We start from the raw sequence: 18557 nt of genomic DNA, 5'->3' as shown, positions 1-18557 counted from the left end.
ATCGCACAGACGGGCACCGGGACGCCGCGCGCGGTGAGCCGGGACAGGACGCCGAGCGCGACCAGGTCGTTGCAGGCGAACACGGCGGTGGCGCGCGCGGCGAGAACCTCGTCGGCCGCCCGGTAGCCGCCGGTGAAGCGCGGCTCGTACGGGCCGAGGTCCACCAGCTCGATGCCGCGCTCGGCGCAGGCGGCGCCGAGGAACCTGCGCCGCTGCCGGTTGGACCAGGAGTTGGCGGGGCCGGACAGGTACGCGCAGCGGTGGTGCCCGAGCGCGTGGACGTGCGCGACCGCCTGCTCCATGCCGGGCCGGAAGTCCAGCAGGACCGACGGCGCCACCCGGCTGGTCCGGTTCGCCAGGACCACGGCGGTCCTGGCCGCGACGGCGCGCAGCCTGGCCCCGGTCATGCGGGGGGCGCACAGGATCAGCCCGTCCACCCGCTCGACCATGGCCTCGGCCAGCCTGACCTCCGTCGCCGCGTCCTCGTCGGTGTCGGCCAGGAACACCGCGTACTCGGTGTCCCGGAAGTAGGCCTCGACGCCCTTGATGAACGGCGCGAAGAACGGGTTGGCGATGTCGGGGACGATCAGCCCGACGTTGCGGGTCCGCCCGAGGACCAGCGACTGCGCCGCCCGGTTCGGCCGGTAGCCCAGCCGTTCGGCGCATTCGAGCACGCGCCGCCGGGTCTCGGCGCTCACGAGCTCGGGACTGTTCAGGGCGCGCGACACCGTGGAGGGCGACACTCCGGCGAGGTTCGCCACGGCGCGGATCGAGGCCCGGGGGCCCTCGGCGCGCCGGCGGCCGGTCCCGCCCGCGCCGGTGCCGGTGCCCTCCATGCCGTGGATTATGAAAACGTTTGCGCAGTGTCAATAGCAGGCGGCGAAAAGCCCCCGGCCGGGGGGCCGGGGGCTCTGCGCGGGACCGGGTCAGGCGGTGCCGCGGCCCGCCTTCTGCAGCGCGGGCTCCCCGGCGGCGTCGTCCTCGTGCACGTACCGGCTCCCGCGCAGCAGCGAGACCAGCGCCGCCACCAGCGACATCGCGATCGCCATGCCGAACACGATCACCAAGCCGTGGTGGAACGGCTCGGAGATCAGGTGCGGGAAGTACGAGCGGCCGGTGAGGGTGGCGACGTCGTCCGGCGCGAGCCCGCCGAGCACGTGGAACGGCGCGAGCAGGTTCTGGATCGGGTTGTAGCCGAGGAACGCCGCGAACAGCGTGCCGACCGGCGGCAGCTCGCCCACCCGCGCGGCCGGCCCGGCCGGGACGCCGTGCTCGGTCAGCCCCCGCGTCAGCGTCCTCGGCAGGGTGTCGGCCAGGCCCGCGATCATCAGCGAGAAGAACACGCCGATCGACAGCACCATGCCGGCGTTCATGAAGGTGGCGCGCATCCCGGAGGCCACGCCGCGCTGGTCCGCGGGCACCGCGTTCATGATCGCGGTGGTGTTGGGGGCGGCGAACAGCCCGGAGCCGATCCCGTTGAGGAAGATCAGCAGCGCGAAGGTCGGGTACCCGAAGTCGGTCGGGATCACCAGCAGCCCGGCGAACGCCAGCGCCGACAGCACCAGCCCGCCGGAGGCGAACGCGCGGGCGCCGTGCCGGTCGGACAGGTGCCCCGAGATCGGCCCGGCGACCAGGAAGCCCGCGGTGAGCGGCAGCAGGTAGATGCCCGCCCACAGCGGCGTGTCCTCGTAGTCGTAGCCGTGCAGCGGCAGCCAGATGCCCTGGAGCCAGATGATCAGCATGAACTGCATCCCGCCGCGGGAGATCGCGGCGAGCAGCCCGGCCAGGTTGCCGGCCGCGAACGCCCGGATGCGGAACAGGCGCAGGTGGAACATCGGCTGCTCGACCCTGGTCTCGATCCAGCAGAACAGCGCGAGCACGGCCGCGCCGCCGGTCATCCCGGCGAGCACCCACGGGTTCGTCCAGCCCATGTCGTGCCCGCCGTAGGGCTGGATGCCGTAGGTGATCGCGGCGAGCAGCGAGGTCAGCCCGACCGCGAACGTCACGTTGCCGAGCCAGTCGATCCTCGCGGCGACCGCCCGCGTGGCGGTCTCCACCAGGCTCCGGTAGGCCCAGAGCGTCCCGGCGATCCCGATGGGCGCCGACGCGAAGAACACCAGCCGCCAGTTGATCTCGCTCAGCAGCCCGCCGGCGACCAGGCCGAGGAACGTCCCGGCGATGCCCGCGACCTGGTTGACGCCCATCGCCATGCCCCGCCGGTGGGCGGGGAAGGCGTCGGTGAGGATGGCGGCCGAGTTCGCCATGAGCATGGCGCCGCCGATCCCCTGGAACACCCGCCATCCGATGAGCCAGAGCGCCCCGGGTCCCCCCTGCAGCGGGTCGAGCGCCAGGACGAGCGTCCCGACCGTGAAGACCGCGAACCCGGCGTTGTACATGCGGACGCGCCCGAACATGTCCCCGAGCCGCCCCAGCGTCACCACCAGCACGGCGGAGACGAGCATGTAGCCCATCAGCATCCACAGCAGGTAGCTGACATTGCCCGGTTCGAGGGGGTTCAGGTGGATGCCGCGGAAGATCGCCGGCAGCGAGATGATCACAATCGAGGAGTTGACCGTGGCCAGCAGCATGCCGAGCGTCGTGTTGCTCAGCGCGATCCACGGATAGTGCTTGGACGGCACGCCGCCCCCTCCCCGTTTCAGATAGTTTCTTACGCTAACTAATCATAAGCCCCTCGAATCCGGCTAGAGCCGAACGGTCCGGATAGGCTTGCTCCGGTGGACGGACGACACCGGCTGGACCCGGCCGACGAGGGGCTCATCGCCTTCTGGCGGGAGCGCCACCTGTGCACCCTGGTCACCCTCCGCCCGGACGGCACCCCTCACTCGGTCCCCGTCGGCGCGACGCTGGAGGGCGGCACCGTCCGGGTGATCACCTCGGCCTCCTCGGCGAAGGCCCGCAACGTCCGCGCCGCGGGCGCGTCCGGCCTGCCCGTCGCGGTCACGCAAGTGGACGGCCGCCGCTGGTCGACCATCGAGGGCCGCGCCGTCCTGCGAACCGACCCGGCCTCCGTGACGCACGCGGAGGAGCTCTACACCGCCCGCTACAGGCCCCCGCGCCCCAATCCGAACCGCGTCGTCATAGAGATCACCGCCACCCGCGCCCTGGGCAACCTCTGACGCCTGCCCTGCGGCGGTCAGTGCCGGTGCGCCTCGTGGAGCGGCAGACCCGCCAGGCGCGCCTCGACGAGGCTCCGCGCGTTAGGGCAGTCCCGGAAGTCGGGATGTGAGCAGCGCAGGCCGTGCTCGATGGCGTCCCGGGCCGCCTGTGCCCTGGCGATCTGCGCGTCGAGTTCGGCCTGCTTGCGCCGGGCGAGACGCCGCCACTCGTCCATGTCACCGGCGCGCGAGGCCAGGAGCGCCTTCTGGTCGGCGAGCGAGAAGCCGGCGTCCCGCAGGAGCAGGATGAGCCCGACCTTCGCGACCGTCTCCTCGGGATACATCCGCCGCCCCGACACCCTGGCGGGCGAGGGAAGCAACCCCTGCCCCTCCCAGTACCGCAGCGCGGAGGCGGCGACACCGGCGCGCCGCGCCAGCTCCCCGATGCTCAGCGATGTTTCGGACATGGCGCCGCCAACGTTAGTCGAAGGCCCCGAACGCCCGCCGCCGAAGAGAGCGATCCGTTGATCTTCGAGGCTGCCCGTCCGGGGGGGTGGGTGCGGGGATCGGCGAAACGCTCGGGGCGGGAGTCAGGCGCGGGCGGTGGCCACGGCTGCTTGGCCGAGGCTTATGCCGCCGTCGTTGGGTGGGACGCGGTGGTGGGTCAGCACCTCGAAGCCCGCGTCGGTGAGCCCGGTGACGGCGCGGTCGAGCAGGAGCATGTTCTGGAACACGCCACCGGAGAGCGCGACCGTGCCGATGCCGGTCTCCGACCTGAGGCGCGCGGCCGCCGCGACGACCAGGGCCGCCACGCCGTTGTGGAACCGGGCGGCGATCGTCGGGACGGGGACGTGCGACCTGAGGTCGCTCACCACCGCGTCCAGCAGGTCGGCGCCCGCGACGGTGAAACCGGCCGTGCCGGTCAGGGCCGCCGGATAGGCGCCGCGTTCGGCGGCGTCGGCGCGCTGCTCCAGTTCGATCGCCGCCTGCCCCTCGTAGTCGACCCGGTCGCGGACGCCGAGGACGGCGGCGACCGCGTCGAAGAGGCGGCCCATGCTGGAGGTCGGCGGGGCGTTGACGCGCCGCCGGGCCAGGGCCGTCACGGCCGCCCACTCGGGGCGGCGGGCCACCGGCAGGTCGTCCGGGACCCCGTAGGCCGCCGCCATGCGCCACGGCTCGCGGATCGCGGCGGCGCCGCCCGGCAGTGGAACCGGTTCCAGATGCCCTAGGCGTTCGAAGCCGCGCAGGTCGGCGACCAGGAACTCGCCGCCCCACAGGGTGCCGTCGGTTCCGTAGCCCGTGCCGTCGAACGCGACGCCGATGACCGGGCCGGCCGCGCCGTTGTCGGCGAGGCAGGACGCGATGTGCGCGTGGTGGTGCTGGACGGCGGTCACCGGTAGGTCCCGGTCGAGCGCGTACATCGTGGACAGGTACTCCGGGTGCGGGTCGTAGGCGACGAGTTCGGGGGTGATGTCGAACAGGCGCGTGAAGTGCTCGATCCCCTCTTCGAAGGCGCGCAGGGTCTCGCGGTTCTCCAGGTCGCCTATGTGGTGGGACACGAACGCCCGGCCGTCGCGGGCCAGGCAGAACGTGTTCTTCAGCTCCGCGCCGCACGCCAGAACCGGCGGCCCGGCGGGGACCGGGATCGGTTCGGGCGCGTACCCCCGCGACCGGCGGACGGGCAGCGGCCGCCCGCGGAACGCCCGGACCACCGAGTCGTCGGTGCGGGTGTGGATGGGCCGGTCGTGCAGGAGGAAGGCGTCGGCGAGGCCGGAGAGCCGCTCGAGGGCGTCCTCGTCACGGTAGGCGATCGGCTCGTCGGAGACGTTCCCGCTGGTCATCACGGTCGGCTCGGTGACGAGCAGGTGGTGCAGCGGCGTGTAGGGCAGCATGAGCCCGAGGTGCCGGTTGCCGGGGGCGACCGCGTCGGCGAGGTCCGCGGCGGGACGGCGGCGCGCCAGGACGATCGGGCGCCGTGGGCTGGTGAGCAGGTCCTCCTCGGCCTCCGAGAGGACGCAGAGCGCCCGGGCGGCGGCCAGGTCGGGGACCATCACGGCGAACGGCCTGGCCTCGCGGTGCTTGCGGGTGCGGAGGGCGGCGACCGCGCGGGCGTCCGCCGCCCTCGCCGCGAGGTGGTAGCCGCCGAGGCCCTTGACCGCGAGGACGGCGCCGTCCGCGAGCACCGCCCGCGCGGCCTCCAGGGGCTCGGCGGCGCGGGGTCGCGAGACGAGGGCCGGGCCGCACGACGGGCAGCACACCGGCTGTGCGTGGAACCTGCGGTCGGACGGGTCCCCGTACTCGGCGGCGCAGGGCCCGCACATCGCGAAGCCCGCCATGGTGGTGTTGGGACGGTCGTACGGGACGTCCTTGACGATCGTGAAGCGCGGCCCGCAGTCGGTGCAGTTGATGAACGGGTACCCGTGGCGCCGGTCGCCCGGATCACGCATCTCGCGCAGGCAGGCGTCGCAGGTCGCCGAGTCCCAGGAGACGAGGGCGCGGCGCTCCCCCGACGCCTCGCTGCCCACGATGGCGAAGCCGCCGCGCCCCCCGGCGGCCAGCTCGCGCGTGGTGACGCGCTCGACGACGGCGAGCCGGGGCGGGCGCGTGCGCAGGCCGTCCAGGAAGCGCCCGACCACGTCGGGCGCGCCCTCGACCTCGATGAATACGCCGCCCGCATCGTTGCCGACCAGCCCCGACAGTCCGAGACCGGTCGCGAGCCCGTGCACGAACGGCCGGAACCCGACGCCCTGCACGATCCCCTCGACGCGGACACCGACCCTGACGTCCACCCCGCCATTCTGCCCCGCGGGTCACCGCCGGGACCCCAAGGCCGTCACAGGGCGTGTCCAAGCGACTCCGATCGGGACCCGGGGTCAGCCCGCCCCGGTGTACGCGGCGATGGTGCGGTCGGCCGCGGCGCGGGCGGTGGACTCGTCGGCGCCCGAGGCGACGTCGGCGGCGAACCAGCCCTCTCCGGCCTGCCGCGCGAACTCGCGGCCCTCGTCCGACATGGCCCAGACCTGGCCGAACTCGCTGCGGATGTCCCCGCCCGTCTCCAGGTGGAGGGAGAGGCCGAGGACCCCCATGTCCCAGCCGATCCCGACGGCGCCCGGACCGAACTCGTCCCAGTGGTCGCCGACGAGGGCGATGTGCTCCAGCTCGAACCGGGTCCGGCCGCCGTCCTCGGGGGTCAGCCGGACCTCGATCCAGCTCGTCTGGCCGCCGAACTCCCAGGTGGCCGAGAAGCCCTTCGGCGGGTCGCAGCGCTCGACCGTCCCGGAGGCGTTGCCCTCCAGGTGGTAGCGGCCGCCCGGACGCAGGTCGCCGGAGACCGGCAGGAACCAGCGGGAGATCCGCTCGGGGTCGGTGACGGCCTCCCACAGGTCCTCGGCGTCGGTCTCGTAGACCCGGCTCACCACGGCGGTCTTCGCGGTGCCGGCCTCCAGCACCCGCTCGCCCACCCTGCGCTCGACCGCGTTGACGTGGCCCGTGACATCGATCATGTTTCGCTCCCTGGTTCGTCCCTTTGCGTGCGCCGTGCGCGCCTGCCGCGGGCGACCTCGGTCGCCAGGGCGTCCAGATGCGGCGTCCAGTACCGGCGGAAGCGGTCGAGCCATGCGTCGATCTCCCGCAGCGGCGCGGAGTCGACGGCGTAGAGCCTGCGCGTCCCCTCCGCCCGCACGACCGCGAACCCGGTGTCGCGCAGCACCTTCAGGTGCTGCGAGACCGCGGGCTGCGAGATCCCGAACTCCTCCCGGATGACCGCCGTCACCTCGCCGGACGAGCGCTCGCCGCCGGCGAGCAGCTCGAGGATCCGGCGCCGTACGGGGTCGCCCAGCACATCGAATGCGTGCACGGCGACCAAGCTACAGGCTCGGCTTATATAAGCCAAGCCTTAATCTCAGGGTCCGGCGAGGAGCCGCTCGAAGGGCACGGGCGCCTCGTAGGGGTCGTCCTTCGCCGGAGCCGGGCGGGCCTCCACCAGCGCGGCCAGCTCGGCGCCGGCGCGGGCGATGCGGTCCGGCAGGCCGCCGTCGGCGCTCCCCCAGTCCTCGGACGCCGCGAAGACGCCGGTCGGGACGGCGCTCGCCCGCAGGTAGGCGAACATGGGCCGCATCGCGTGGTCGATGGCCAGGGAGTGCCGGGCGGTGCCGCCGGTGGCTCCGAGCAGCACCGGCGTGCCCTCCAGCGAACCGTGCTCCAGGACGTCGAAGAACGTCTTGAACAGCCCGCTGTAGGAGGCGTTGAAGATCGGCGTCACGGCGATGAGGCCGTCGGCGTTCACCACCGTCTCGACGGCGGCGCGGAACGCCCCGGACGGGAAGCCGGTGAGGGTCGCGTCGACGATGGCGTGCGCGTGGTCGCGCAGCTCGACCGTCTCGACGGCGGCGTCCCCTCGCAGGGCCTCCGCCGCGGCGGAGGCGAGCCGGTCGGCCAGGAGCCGGGAGGACGACGGCTGCCCGAGCCCAGCTGAGACGACGGCGATGGCGGTCATCGCACCCCCTCGGCGAGTCGGGACGCGTGGGTCGGGGCGGTCGCCGGGACGTGCGCCGGGCGCAGGGACTCGAACTCCTTGCGCAGCACGGGGACGACCTCCTCGCCCAGCATGTCGATCTGCTCCAGGACGGTCTTCAGCGGCAGCCCGGCGTGGTCCATCAGGAACAGCTGGCGCTGGTAGTCGCCGAAGTGGTCGCGGAAGGTCAGCGTCTTGTCGATCACCTGCTGGGGGCTGCCGACCGTGAGCGGCGTCTCGGAGGTGAACTCCTCCAGCGACGGCCCGTGCCCGTAGACGGGCGCGTTGTCGAAGTAGGGGCGGAACTCGCGGACGGCGTCCTGGGAGTTCCTGCGCATGAACACCTGCCCGCCGAGGCCGACGATCGCCTGGTCGGCCGAGCCGTGGCCGTAGTGCTCGTAGCGCCGCCGGTACAGGCCGATCAGGCGCTGGAAGTGGTCGGTCGGCCAGAAGATGTGGTTGGCGAAGAAGCCGTCGCCGTAGAAGGCGGCCTGCTCGGCGATCTCCGGGCTGCGGATCGAGCCGTGCCAGACGAACGGCGGGACGCCGTCCAGCGGCCGCGGCGTCGAGGTGAACGACTGCAGCGGCGTGCGGTACTTGCCCTCCCAGTCGACGACGTCCTCACGCCACAGGCGGTGCAGGAGGTGGTAGTTCTCGATGGCGAGCGGGATCCCGTCGCGGATGTCCTTGCCGAACCACGGGTAGACGGGGCCGGTGTTGCCGCGCCCCATCATCAGGTCCACCCGGCCGTCCGCGAGGTGCTGGAGCATCGCGAAGTCCTCGGCGATCTTCACCGGGTCGTTCGTGGTGATCAGCGTGGTCGCGGTGGACAGGATCAGCCGCTCGGTGCGCGCCGCGATGTAGCCGAGCATCGTCGTCGGGGAGGACGGCACGAAGGGCGGGTTGTGGTGCTCGCCGGTGGCGAAGACGTCGAGGCCGGCTTCCTCGGCCTTGAGCGCGATCGCGACCATGGCCTTGATCCGCTCGGCCTCGGTCGGGACGCGCCCGTCGGTCGGGTCCGGGGTGACGTCGCCGACCGTGAATATCCCGAACTGCATGCCGGCCTCCAGATAGTAGAACTTTCAATTATCCTACCGAACCGCGGCCCGCCTGCGCGTATTCCTGCCCCGGCGGCGGCCCCCCGGTCAGGCGGCGGGGAGGGGGCGCAGGGGTGCCGGGCGCGGCGCGGCGGGCAGGAACAGCCGCCCGCTGAGCGCACCGCGGACCGTCCTGACCCCGGCGACCGCCCAGGCCGTGACGAGCAGGAGGTAGAGGAGCACGGCCATGCCGGCGAGCGCGTCCAGGCCGGTGCTCCGGAAGAGGCCGGACGCCCCGGTCACGCACGTTCCCACCGGGAAGGTGAACGCCCACCACGTCATCGCGAACGGCATGCCGCCGCGCAGCGCCCGCAGGTTCGCGGCCCCGGCCAGGCCCAGCCAGAGCAGCGCGAAGCCCATGACCGGCGCGCCGTAAAGGACGGCGAACGCCCGCGCGGCCGCCGCGTACCCGGGCGCGGCCTCGGCCGCCGCGTCCGCGATCTGCACGACGGCCGTGGTGGACTGCCCTAGCGGCCCCAGCACCAGGAACAGCGTCGGGGTCAGCGCGACCGGCGACGGCGGGCCGCCCGCGAGCCGCGACCAGATGCCCGGCAGCAGCACCAAGGTGGCCAGCAGGCTCGCGCCGAACATGCCGTAGCAGCCGAACAGCAGCGTGGCGCGTGCCTGCCCCTCCGGCAGGTGCGGGACGAGCGCGGGCCCGAGCGCCGCGGCGACCATGGGCGCGACCACGGGCAGCAGCCACGTCGGGTTCGCCGAACCCGGCTCCGGGCGGTGCCTGGTGATCATCAGGTAGGGGACGCCTGCGGCGGCCAGCAGGGCGTAGAGCGTCCCGAGCGTCCAGAGGACGGCGTCCAGGGCGACCGCCGCCCGCATGCCGATCACGGCGGGGCCGAGCGCGAGCGTCCCGTAGCCGACCGCGAGCAGCGCCATCGGCGGGCACCCGTAGAACACGGCCGTCGCGGGATTGTCCAGGAGCTGGGACCGCGCCACGTCCGCGTGCCGGGTGAGGTGGACGGCTCGCGCCGCCATGAGCGCCAGGAGCATCAGGAACGAGAGCGCCCATATGGCCACCGCGAAAGCGTGCAGGCCGGGGACGTCCACCGGCAGCGCGTTCGCGCCGTTCGCCACGATGGCCGTGCCCATGACGGCCGCGTACCAGTTGGGCCCGAGATGACGGAACACCTCGGCGGGGCGGTCCAGCTCGCCCAGCAGGTCGCCGTTCGCGGCGGGAAGGCTCATGGCGTCCAGGTTCCGCCCCGTCCGGAGCCATCAGTAGAGGTCATGACCCTATGGCCCCATAAGGTGTCCTTATGGGTTCGTAGAATCGCGGACATGGCCGTCTCGCACCGCGTCCCCGACCTCGGCGCCCTCGAACTGCTGCTCGCCGTCGTCCGGCTGGGCAGCGTCGGGCGGGCGGCGGCCGAACTCGGCGTCACCCAGCCCGCCGCCAGCGCCCGGATCCGCTCGATGGAGCGGCAGATCGGCGTGGCGCTGCTCGAACGGTCGCCGCGCGGCTCGCGCCCCACCGAGGAGGGCGCGCTGGTCGCCGAGTGGGCCCGGCAGGTGATCACGGCGGCGGAGGCGCTCGGCGCGGGGATCGGCGCGCTGCGCGAGCGGCGGGACGCGCGGCTGCGCGTCGTGGCGAGCCTCACGGTCGCCGAGTACCTGATGCCCGGCTGGCTGGTGACGCTCACGACCGTCCATCCCGGCGTGGCGGTGACGCTGCGCACCGCCAACTCGACCGTCGTCGCCGAGCAGGTCCGCGGCGGCGCCGCGGACCTCGGGTTCGTGGAGGGGGCCCGCACCCCGCCCGGCCTGAGCGGCACCGTCGTCGCCACCGACCGGCTCGTCGTCGTGGTCGGCCCGCGGCACCCCTGGGCGCGGCGGCGCTCGGGGGTCGCGGCGGCCGAGCTGGCGGCGACACCGCTCGTCCTGCGCGAGGAGGGGTCGGGGACGCGCGAGGTCCTGGACCGGGCACTGGCCGCACACGGCGGGACGGCGCCGCCGCTGCTGCAACTGGCGTCCACAACCGCGCTCAAGGCGGCGGCCGTCTCCGGCGCCGGCCCGGTCGTGGTGAGCGAGCTGGCCGTCGCCGACGAGGTCGCCTCCGGGCGGCTGGTCCGCGTCCCCGTCCCGGAACTGGACCTCTCGCGGCCGCTGCGCGCGGTCTGGCCGGCCGGCCGGCGGCCCGTCGGCCCCGCCCGCGACCTGCTCGGCCTGACCCTGTTCACACAGCCCCGGCCCACTCCGCTCGCCTAGCGGCTGTGTTTACTACAGTCCCGGCCCACTTCGCTCGCCTGGCGGCTCGCTGCGTGACCGTGCCTGGGCGAACGCGGCATCGCTTCGCGATCTGCCCGGTTCCGCTCGCCTTCGGCTTCGCTCCACCGGGCAGGTCACGCGTTCGCGCGCGTGGTTGCGGCCACTTCGCGACAGGCCCTCGCCGGGGACGGGCCCTCAGGTTCCGGGAGACTGGTGGTCGAGTTCGGGGTCGTGGCGGCGGCCGGGGGTCTCGGCGGGGGCGAAGACGGCCTGGATCTCCAGCGCGATCGCGATCTCGTCGCCCAGCATGACCCGGTCGCCCTGCAGCGGGATGTTGAACTCGATGCCGAAGTCGCGGCGGCTGATGGAGGCGGTCGCGGTGAACCCCGCGCGCACCCCGCCCCAGGGGTCGGGGCCCACGCCGTGGAACTCGGTCAGCAGGCGGACCGGGCGGGTCACGTTCCTGATCGTCAGGCCGCCGTCCAGGTGGTAGCGGGGCGTACGGGCGCGGCGGCCGATCTTGGCACGTTCCACGCCGGAGCCGCTGAAGCTCATCACCGGGTGGCGGCGCACGTCCAGGAAGTCGGCCGAGCGGACGTGCTCGTCGCGTTCGGCGCTGCGGGTGTCGATCGAGGCCATCCGGATCTCCGCGCGGGCGGCGGACTCGAACGGATCCTCCCCGATCACGACCTCGCCCTCGAAGTCCGGGAAGGAGCCGCGGACCGTCGTCATCAGGTGCCGGACCGAGAAGGTGATCTCGGAGTGGACCGGGTCGATGGTCCAGCGGCCGGCTTCGAGGTCGGGCACCTCGATACCCATCAATCCCCCCAAAAATCAACAATCCGGCAAAAGTACCCCAAAGCACGCACTGGTCTGTCCGGCCCCTCAGGGGGAATGCTTCGGTCATGATCGGTGAACACGTGCTCGCCGGATACGTCCCCGAGGCGGGCGGCCGGGAGGCGCTCGACCTCGCCCGCGGCATCGTCGCGCTGACCGGCGGGCGGCTGAGCGTCGCGACCGTCCATCCGCCGGACCTCCCGGCCGCGGCCGGCGAGGCCCGCGCGGCCCTGGACCAGCTGGCGGACCTCCTGGACGGGGAGCCCGCGGACCTGCTCGTCCACGAGGGCCGCAGCGTCGGGCGGGGCCTGACCGTGCTCGCCAGCCGGATCGGCGCCGACCTGATCGTGGTGGGGTCCCCGGAGGGCGGCGCCCACGGCCGCATCGGCGTCGGCGCCGCCGCGGACCACCTGCTCCACTCGGCGACCGAGGCCGTGATGCTCGCCCCGTCCGGCTACCGGCCGCCGGACGAGCTGAGCCGGATCACGGTCATGTACGTCCGGCGGCCCCAGTGCGAGGAGGCGGTCATCCGCGCCGCCCAGGCCGCCGACCGGCTGGAGGTCCCGCTCCGGCTCGTCACCCTGGCCATCGGCGACGTCAACCCCGAACCGCTCCGCGACGACCTGGCCCTCGCCATCCGGCTCGCCCTGGACTCCGCCGACCTGCTCCCCGAGGACGTCACCGCCGAGATCGCCGAGGGCGACGACGTCGCGGACGCCTTGGGCGACGTGGACTGGCCCGAGGGGGAGCTCCTCGTCTGCGCGTCCAGCGAGGACGCCGCCGCCCACCGCGTGTTCCTCGGGGAAGTGGCCCTCAAGGTCCTGCGCGCCGCCCCCTGTCCGGTCACCGTCCTCCCGCGTGGCTACTACTGAGTAGTCCCTTATGACCGTTTCCATCGAACGGCTTGCCGCCTGCCGTTTACCTCGGCTAAATTCCGTCGAGATCGGAACGTGACCTTGGAGTGGGGCGCGTTCCGTCCCCCGGTCGGGCGCCACCCTTGCCCGAACGAGCGAGGCGGCGGCAGGGAGCGTGATGGACCCGATCGGCAAGAAGCTGCTCGACATCGCCACGAAGGAGCTCGGTTACACCGAGAAGGGCGATGGCTACACCAAGTTCGGCGAGTGGTACCGCAAGAACCTCGACGGCGACCACGACGAGTACTTCTCGACGGCGCCCTGGTGCGACATGTTCCTCGCCTGGGCCGCCGACAAGGCCGACGTCACCGGCCAGGCCGGGCAGTTCGCCTCCACCGTCGACCACGCCAAGTGGTTCAAGAAGAACGACGCCTGGGGCCACCGCCCCGAACCGGGCGCCATCGTCTTCTACGACTGGAACGGCTCCGGCGACATCGACCAGATCGACCACGTCGGCATCGTCGAGAAGGTGGACGGCCACACCCTCCACACCATCGAGGGCAACGCCGACGGCTACAAGCTCATGCGCAAGACCCGCGACATGGACTCCGTCGTCGGCTTCGGCTACCCGTCCAAGGTCAAGGTCGAGGCCACGTACACCCCGAGGCACGCCGCGCCCGCCCCCACCGTCGACAAGGTCGGCGCACCGGTCGCCTCGACGAACACCCACGAGCAGGAGCACTCCCCCGCCCCCGAGCACGTCCCCTCCCAGGAGGTCGTCCTCGGCGGCATCCTCGCCTTCGTCCTGTGCGGCACCGTGGCCCTCGCCGCCGGCCGCGCCGCCGCCGCCAAGGCCCCCACGTCGCCGCCCATCCGGGTCCGCAAGCGCGGCAAGCACCACCGGCCGTCCACCCCCGTCGCCCTCCCGGCCGACGTCACCCCCGCCGACCTCGACGCCGCCGACGCCGGCACCACCGTGATGCCCGCCCTCTCGCTCGCCGCCGCCCACGAGGCCGAGGACCGCGAGTTCTGGGGCCGCATCGCCCACCTCGAAGAGGACAGCGAGCTCGACTTCTGGAACACCCTGCACGCCGAGCTCACCGACTCGGCATCCGACCAGTACGCAAGCACTCCAGGATTCCGCTAGAGTTGTGCATGCGAGCCCGGGGGGCGACCCCCGGAGCGGCACGCGGACGTGGCTCAGTTGGTAGAGCATCACCTTGCCAAGGTGAGGGTCGCGGGTTCGAATCCCGTCGTCCGCTCTGAGAGGCCCCCGTCAGGCCTCGCTCTGGTGGAGTGGCCGAGAGGCGAGGCAACGGCCTGCAAAGCCGTGTACACGGGTTCAAATCCCGTCTCCACCTCGCAGCACGCACAAGGGCGATTAGCTCAGTGGGAGAGCGCTACCTTGACACGGTAGAGGCCACTGGTTCAATCCCAGTATCGCCCACGAGTCGGGCCACCATGGTCGGCGCCTTTGGCGCCTTCCCGGTGGCCCGCAATGCTTTCCTGGGGGGCGACCCCCAGACCCCCGATGTGGGGGACTCCGTCCCCCACTCCCCCTGCGCGCGGGGCTGGGCTTCTAGCGCGTCATCTGGGCCTCAGGTGGCCGGTCATTCGTTGTTATGGACGCGTCTCGTTCGGGCGTGGGGTGCGGCCCGTTGAGTTGTCGGGGCGGACTTGCCGCTCACCTTGGACGGTCTGGCCGATCACTTGGTCGGCGCCGCCGTCGGGGAGAGGCCTGAGTCCTTCGCCGTCTCCGGGTTCTCGCTGGGCGTTCCCGTCGCCGTCCTGGCCGTCGTCATTTCCACCACGCTCGATCAGCTCGTGGCCCGCCCCGCGAGGAATGGGCCATGCTCGTTCCTGGATTTCTGGGTCAGGAATCCAGGACTGCGGCGACGGCCTCGATCTCTACCAGTTGGGCTTCGTAGCCGAGGACCGTGACGCCCATCAGTGTGCTGGGGACGTCGTGGGCGCCGAACTCGTCGCGGACCACCTGCCAGGCCGTTCCCAGGTCTTGCTGCCGGGGGGACGCCACCAGTACGCGGGTGCTGATCACGTCGTGGAGTTCCGCGCCTGCGTCCGCCAGGGCGGTTCGCAGGTTCTCCATCGCTTTGGCCGCCTGGCCCGCGTAGTCGCCGATCGCGGCGGTGGAGCCGTCCTCGTTCAGCGGGCACGCGCCGGCCAGGAAGATCAGCCGGGCCTCGGCCGGGGCCGTCGCCGCGTAGGCGTACTCGGCCACGGCGGACAGGGACTCGGAGCGGATCAGGGTGACGGTGCGGGGCATGTCCACGACCTTTCCAAAGATCCATCCGGCAGTCGACTCATTTGCCGCATCATGGGCGACACTGCTCGTCGACAGCTTGGGGGGACGGCCATGCCTGAAGCGTCGCGCCGTGTCGTCATCGGGGCGGCGGTCGTGGCCTTGTTCCTCGGGGTGGTCGCCGCGCCCGTCCGGGCGGCCACCGGCACCGAGGCCGCGGACGTCGACCGGTTCGTGCGGGGGCGGCTCGCGGGTGCTCGGTTGCCCGGGGCGGCGCTCGCCGTCACGCGGGGAGACTCGACCGTTCTCGTGCGGGGGTACGGCAGGGACGGCGAGGGTGACCGGATCGGTCCGGAAACCCGGTTCCGTGTCGGCTCGCTCAGCAAGTCCTTCACCGCGTTCGCCGTCATGCGCAGGGTCGAGGCCGGGCAGATCGGGCTCGACCAGCCCGTCCGCCGCTACCTTCCCGGGTTCAGGCTCGCCGACGCTGAGGGCGGGCGGATCACCGTCCGGGAGCTGCTGAACCAGACCAGCGGGCTCGGTGACGGCGGTTTCCTCAGGATCGCCCGCGACCGGCAGACCAGCCTGGCGGGACGGGTCGCCGACCTGCGGCACGCGCGCCTCGTCGACTCGCCTGGTCGCGCCTTCCACTACTGCGACCTGAACTACCAGGTCCTCGGGAGGGTCCTGGAGGTCGTCTCCGGGCGGTCTCTTTCCGAGGAGCTGCGCCTGTCGGTGTTCGAGCCGCTCGGGATGCGCGACACGGTCTCCGTCACGGCCGCGCAGGACGGGAGGCGTCTCGCCCATGGCGGGATCGTGGTGTTCGGCTTCCCCGTCGGGCGGCCCGAACTCCCCGGGCTGGTGGGCGGCTCCGGCGGGGTCATCACCACCGCCCGCGACATCAGCCGGTGGCTGACGCTGCACGCGGGCGGAACCTCGCCCCTGCTCAGCGCGGCCGGGATGCAGGCCCTGCACACGCCGCCGCCCGGGGTGGACGGCGGGTACGCGATGGGCTGGTTCAGCCCGCCCGGCCGCCCGCGGCGGCTGGAGCACAACGGCGTCCTGTCGACGTTCTACGCCGACCAGGTCGTCCTGCCCGAGAGCCGGGTCGGCGTCGCTCTGCTGTACCCCGTGAACGACTCGCTCGCCGACACGAACGGGATCAAGGAGGGCCTGGTCGCGCTCATGTCCGGCCGCCGTCCCGCCGCGGCCCGGTTCCCGGACGGACGGGCCACGGCGGTGCTGCTCGGCCTCCTCACCCTGGGCTCCGCCGTCCTGCGGACCAGGGCCCTGGTCCGGCTCCGCCGCTGGACGGAGCGGGCCCGCGCCCGGGGGCGGTGGCGGACGCTCGCCCTGACGGCGCCGCAGATCGCCTGGCCGGTGGTGCCCGCCGTCCTCGTGATCGCCCTCCCCCGGCTGATGCTGCTGTTGACCGGCCGCGCCTTCTCCTACACGCAGCTGTTCCTAGCCATGCCCGCCGCCGAGGTCTGGCTCGTCACCGCCGGGATACTCGGACTCGCCCTCGGCACCGCGCGGGTCGTCGCGCTGCCCCGGCGGCCCGCCCGTGCGGCGGACCACCGGTAGCGGGCCGGGTCAGCGCGCGACCTGCGGGGTGAACGCCGCCGCGCGGGCGTAGAGCTTGTACAGCTTGAACTGGCCGGCGAACGGGAGCCCGCAGGCGTTGTCGAGGACCTTGGTCGCCTTCGGGTTGCTGAGCGTGGTGCCGCGCGCCCCGGGGTGGTCGATCTGGCCGCCCATGAACACCGCCATCTTGTCCAGCATGTGGTTGCGCTGACCGCTGTCCATCTCCTGCCAGGAGTGGCAGGTCACGGCCGCGAGCAGCGCGTCGTTGAGCTCCCCCGCCGCGCCGTGGTCGTGGTCGTCCGCGGGCGCGGCCTTCGCGGCGGCGGCCGGGGACTTGAACCAGGGGCACGGGCCGCCGGGCTTCAGGTCGGACATGCACACGAACAGCTCGGCCTCGTTCTCCAGGTTGCCGAGCCCGATGCTCAGCCAGGGGAGCTTGCCGTTCAGGCAGTCGGGCAGGCTCTTCGGCGAGCTGGTGGCCTTGCCGTTGGAGTACCAGCAGTTGCCCACGTTGCCGGGGAAGGCGTCCCACCAGAAGTCCACGCCGTTTCCGCTCATCGCGTTGCCGCTGAACGAGTTGCGGTGCGAGGTGGACAGCTTCAACGGATCGCAGCCGGTGATGGGGCTGTTCCCCGGACCGCAGACGAAGGCGTCGGGGACGGCGAACAGCATGGCGCCGCGCCTGCGGTTGTCGTGGAAGCGGTTGTTGCGCACGACGTTGTCGTCGCCGCCGGCGATCCACATGCCGGTGCCCACGGGGACAGGCACGGACGGCACGACGTCGCTGCCGGGCAGGTAGGGGTTGAAGTTGTTGCCGTAGAAGTCGTTGTTCTCGATCAGGTCGCCCTGCTGCGGGAAGCCGGGGTGGCCCGCAGCGGTGAACACGTCGGTCGTGAAGCCCAGGGCGTTGTCGTAGAAGTTGTTGTGGTGCAGCCATGTGGCGCTGCCGTCGGTGCCGGAGTAGCCGCTGGTGTTGTGGTGGGAGTCGCAGTAGCGGATCTCCTGGCTGTAGCGCGCCTTCGGATAGACCTTCGGGTCGCGGCCCGCCGAGGTCTTGGCGCCCGACCCCGGATAGAGCCCGGAGTCGCCGCTGCCCGCCGCCTCGCAGTTCTGCATCACGCCGTGGTCCTCGACGAAGGTGAGGACGCCGTACTCGCCCGCGTAGAAGGCCTTGAACCGGTCGAGCAGGTAGCCGTTGGTCTCCAGCACGTAGATGTCGTGCTCCTCGGCGTGCCGGACGGTGACGTTCCGCAGGACGAAGCCGTCGGCCCGGTCCGCGCGGATGCCCACGTCCTTCGCCGAACGGCGCGGGCCGCCGTTGCCGGAGGCGGGGTCGCCGGCCTCCACGACCACGTCGTCCGCGCTGACGCCCGACCCCTCCAGCTGGAGGTTGCAGCGGACGCACTTGCCGAGGTTGGGGACGCCGTGCCGGTCGACCAGGGGCGGGTCGGGGTCCTTGCCGGAGCCGGGCGAACGGCCCAGGACGGCGACGAGGTTGGCGTCGTTCGGGCACATGTACTCGCCGAGGTAGGAGTACGCCCCGGTGCTCAGCTTGTACGGGTCGCACGCCTTGTCGTGCGTGGGCTTCTGGCGCGCGGTGGGCTCGGTGTAGACGCCCGGCAGGACCACGACCCTGTCGTTGTTGCCCGAGTCGTTCACCGCGGGCTGGATCTCGCTGTACCGGCACCGCGAGGCCAGGGCCTTGTTGACGCGCGCCAGTTCCCGCGCCTCCGCGGCGCTGAAGCTCCGGTGGTCGTGCGGCCTGATGTTGTAGCCCGACTTCCGCGCCCGCTTGATCGAGGCGTCCAGCAGCTTGAGCGAGTCGGGCCTGCACACGACGCGGGTCGTGCTGCCCTTGGTCGTCTCGATCGACGAGGCCAGGCTCCGGGCCTTGGGCACCGCGCCGCCCGCGCAGGGGCTGACCGAGCAGTCCGGGCCCGGCAGCGGCCAGTAGGAGGGGCGCTCGATGTGCGCGCCCGCGCTCGCCATCAGCCCGAGGACCAGCCCGGACGCGGTGACGACGATCAACCAGAGCCTGCCGAGAAACCGTCTGCCCATCAGCCAACCCTCGTCCCC

16 protein-coding genes, 3 tRNA genes and 1 pseudogene are annotated in these 18557 nt (G+C 72.6%); 8 read left to right on the top strand and 12 right to left on the bottom strand.

The features are described from left to right. Nucleotides 1-5 precede the first annotated feature (5 nt). Nucleotides 6-836, bottom strand: a pseudogene (locus FKD65_RS40145) (LacI family DNA-binding transcriptional regulator); the annotation flags it as partial. A gap of 90 nt (nt 837-926) precedes the next feature. Further along, nucleotides 927-2639: an MFS transporter gene (locus tag FKD65_RS40140; RefSeq protein ID WP_141584810.1), complete on the bottom strand. Its 1713-nt coding sequence runs from the start codon at nt 2637-2639 to the stop codon at nt 927-929. 96 nt (nt 2640-2735) lie between these two features. Here FKD65_RS40140 and FKD65_RS40135 point away from each other — a divergent pair, with 96 nt between their 5' ends. Next, nucleotides 2736-3137 (top strand): PPOX class F420-dependent oxidoreductase, encoded by a 402-nt coding sequence (locus FKD65_RS40135; protein ID WP_141584808.1) that lies wholly within the window; start codon nt 2736-2738, stop codon nt 3135-3137. Between the two features lie 17 nt (nt 3138-3154). On the opposite strand, the gene FKD65_RS40130 is transcribed toward FKD65_RS40135, so the two are convergent. The 7 genes from FKD65_RS40130 to FKD65_RS40100 form a co-directional block, all read right to left on the bottom strand. Then, nucleotides 3155-3583, bottom strand: a complete 429-nt coding sequence (locus FKD65_RS40130) for a MerR family transcriptional regulator (RefSeq protein ID WP_141584806.1) — start codon at nt 3581-3583, stop codon at nt 3155-3157. A 123-nt stretch (nt 3584-3706) separates the two neighbouring features. Next, nucleotides 3707-5905 carry a carbamoyltransferase HypF gene (gene hypF / locus FKD65_RS40125; RefSeq protein WP_141584804.1) on the bottom strand — a complete coding sequence of 733 codons (2199 nt, stop codon included), beginning with the start codon at nt 5903-5905 and terminating at the stop codon, nt 3707-3709. 84 nt (nt 5906-5989) lie between these two features. After that, nucleotides 5990-6619, bottom strand: coding sequence for an SRPBCC family protein (locus FKD65_RS40120; protein ID WP_141584800.1), 630 nt, complete (start codon nt 6617-6619; stop codon nt 5990-5992). After that, a complete protein-coding gene (locus tag FKD65_RS40115) occupies nt 6616-6972 on the bottom strand; it encodes a helix-turn-helix transcriptional regulator (protein ID WP_141584798.1) in 357 nt (118 codons plus the stop codon). Before FKD65_RS40115 ends, FKD65_RS40120 begins: the two co-directional genes overlap by 4 nt. A gap of 45 nt (nt 6973-7017) precedes the next feature. Beyond that, nucleotides 7018-7611 carry an FMN reductase gene (locus FKD65_RS40110; protein ID WP_141584796.1) on the bottom strand — a complete coding sequence of 198 codons (594 nt, stop codon included), beginning with the start codon at nt 7609-7611 and terminating at the stop codon, nt 7018-7020. After that, entirely contained in the window at nt 7608-8687 is a 1080-nt protein-coding gene (locus FKD65_RS40105) for an LLM class flavin-dependent oxidoreductase (RefSeq protein WP_141584794.1), read from the bottom strand. Before FKD65_RS40105 ends, FKD65_RS40110 begins: the two co-directional genes overlap by 4 nt. An 87-nt stretch (nt 8688-8774) precedes the next feature. After that, entirely contained in the window at nt 8775-9926 is a 1152-nt protein-coding gene (locus FKD65_RS40100; RefSeq protein ID WP_141584792.1) for a TDT family transporter, read from the bottom strand. A gap of 93 nt (nt 9927-10019) precedes the next feature. Here FKD65_RS40100 and FKD65_RS40095 point away from each other — a divergent pair, with 93 nt between their 5' ends. Then, nucleotides 10020-10946, top strand: a complete 927-nt coding sequence (locus tag FKD65_RS40095; protein WP_141584790.1) for a LysR family transcriptional regulator — start codon at nt 10020-10022, stop codon at nt 10944-10946. A 195-nt stretch (nt 10947-11141) separates the two neighbouring features. Here the strand turns inward: FKD65_RS40095 and FKD65_RS40090 are convergent, their stop codons facing one another. Continuing rightward, nucleotides 11142-11765, bottom strand: a complete 624-nt coding sequence (locus FKD65_RS40090; protein WP_141584788.1) for a YceI family protein — start codon at nt 11763-11765, stop codon at nt 11142-11144. Between the two features lie 86 nt (nt 11766-11851). Between FKD65_RS40090 and FKD65_RS40085 the strand changes: the two genes are divergently transcribed. The 5 genes from FKD65_RS40085 to FKD65_RS40065 all read left to right on the top strand — a co-directional run bounded on the left by FKD65_RS40085 (nt 11852) and on the right by FKD65_RS40065 (nt 14084). Continuing rightward, complete coding sequence (locus FKD65_RS40085; RefSeq protein WP_141584786.1) at nt 11852-12655, top strand: universal stress protein; 804 nt, start codon at nt 11852-11854, stop codon at nt 12653-12655. A 160-nt stretch (nt 12656-12815) separates the two neighbouring features. Next, nucleotides 12816-13784, top strand: a complete 969-nt coding sequence (locus FKD65_RS40080; protein ID WP_141584782.1) for a CHAP domain-containing protein — start codon at nt 12816-12818, stop codon at nt 13782-13784. 42 nt (nt 13785-13826) lie between these two features. Continuing rightward, nucleotides 13827-13899 (top strand) — tRNA-Gly (locus FKD65_RS40075). Nucleotides 13900-13927: 28 nt separating this feature from the next. Beyond that, nucleotides 13928-13998: transfer RNA gene (locus FKD65_RS40070), tRNA-Cys, on the top strand. Nucleotides 13999-14012: 14 nt separating this feature from the next. After that, nucleotides 14013-14084: transfer RNA gene (locus FKD65_RS40065), tRNA-Val, on the top strand. 426 nt (nt 14085-14510) lie between these two features. Here FKD65_RS40065 and FKD65_RS40055 read toward each other — a convergent pair. Then, nucleotides 14511-14921: a RidA family protein gene (locus tag FKD65_RS40055; RefSeq protein ID WP_141584779.1), complete on the bottom strand. Its 411-nt coding sequence runs from the start codon at nt 14919-14921 to the stop codon at nt 14511-14513. Nucleotides 14922-15011: 90 nt separating this feature from the next. Here FKD65_RS40055 and FKD65_RS40050 point away from each other — a divergent pair, with 90 nt between their 5' ends. Then, nucleotides 15012-16481, top strand: coding sequence for a serine hydrolase (locus FKD65_RS40050; RefSeq protein ID WP_168221334.1), 1470 nt, complete (start codon nt 15012-15014; stop codon nt 16479-16481). Nucleotides 16482-16490: 9 nt separating this feature from the next. On the opposite strand, the gene FKD65_RS40045 is transcribed toward FKD65_RS40050, so the two are convergent. After that, on the bottom strand, nt 16491-18539 hold the full coding sequence (locus FKD65_RS40045; protein ID WP_141584775.1) for a right-handed parallel beta-helix repeat-containing protein: 2049 nt from the start codon (nt 18537-18539) through the stop codon (nt 16491-16493). Nucleotides 18540-18557 lie beyond the last annotated feature (18 nt).

Origin of the sequence: Actinomadura sp. WMMA1423, from assembly GCF_006547145.1 — a bacterium.
GTDB lineage: Bacteria > Actinomycetota > Actinomycetes > Streptosporangiales > Streptosporangiaceae > Spirillospora.
Note: the sequence above shows the minus strand (reverse complement) of the source record. Positions and strands in the feature narration are given on the sequence as shown.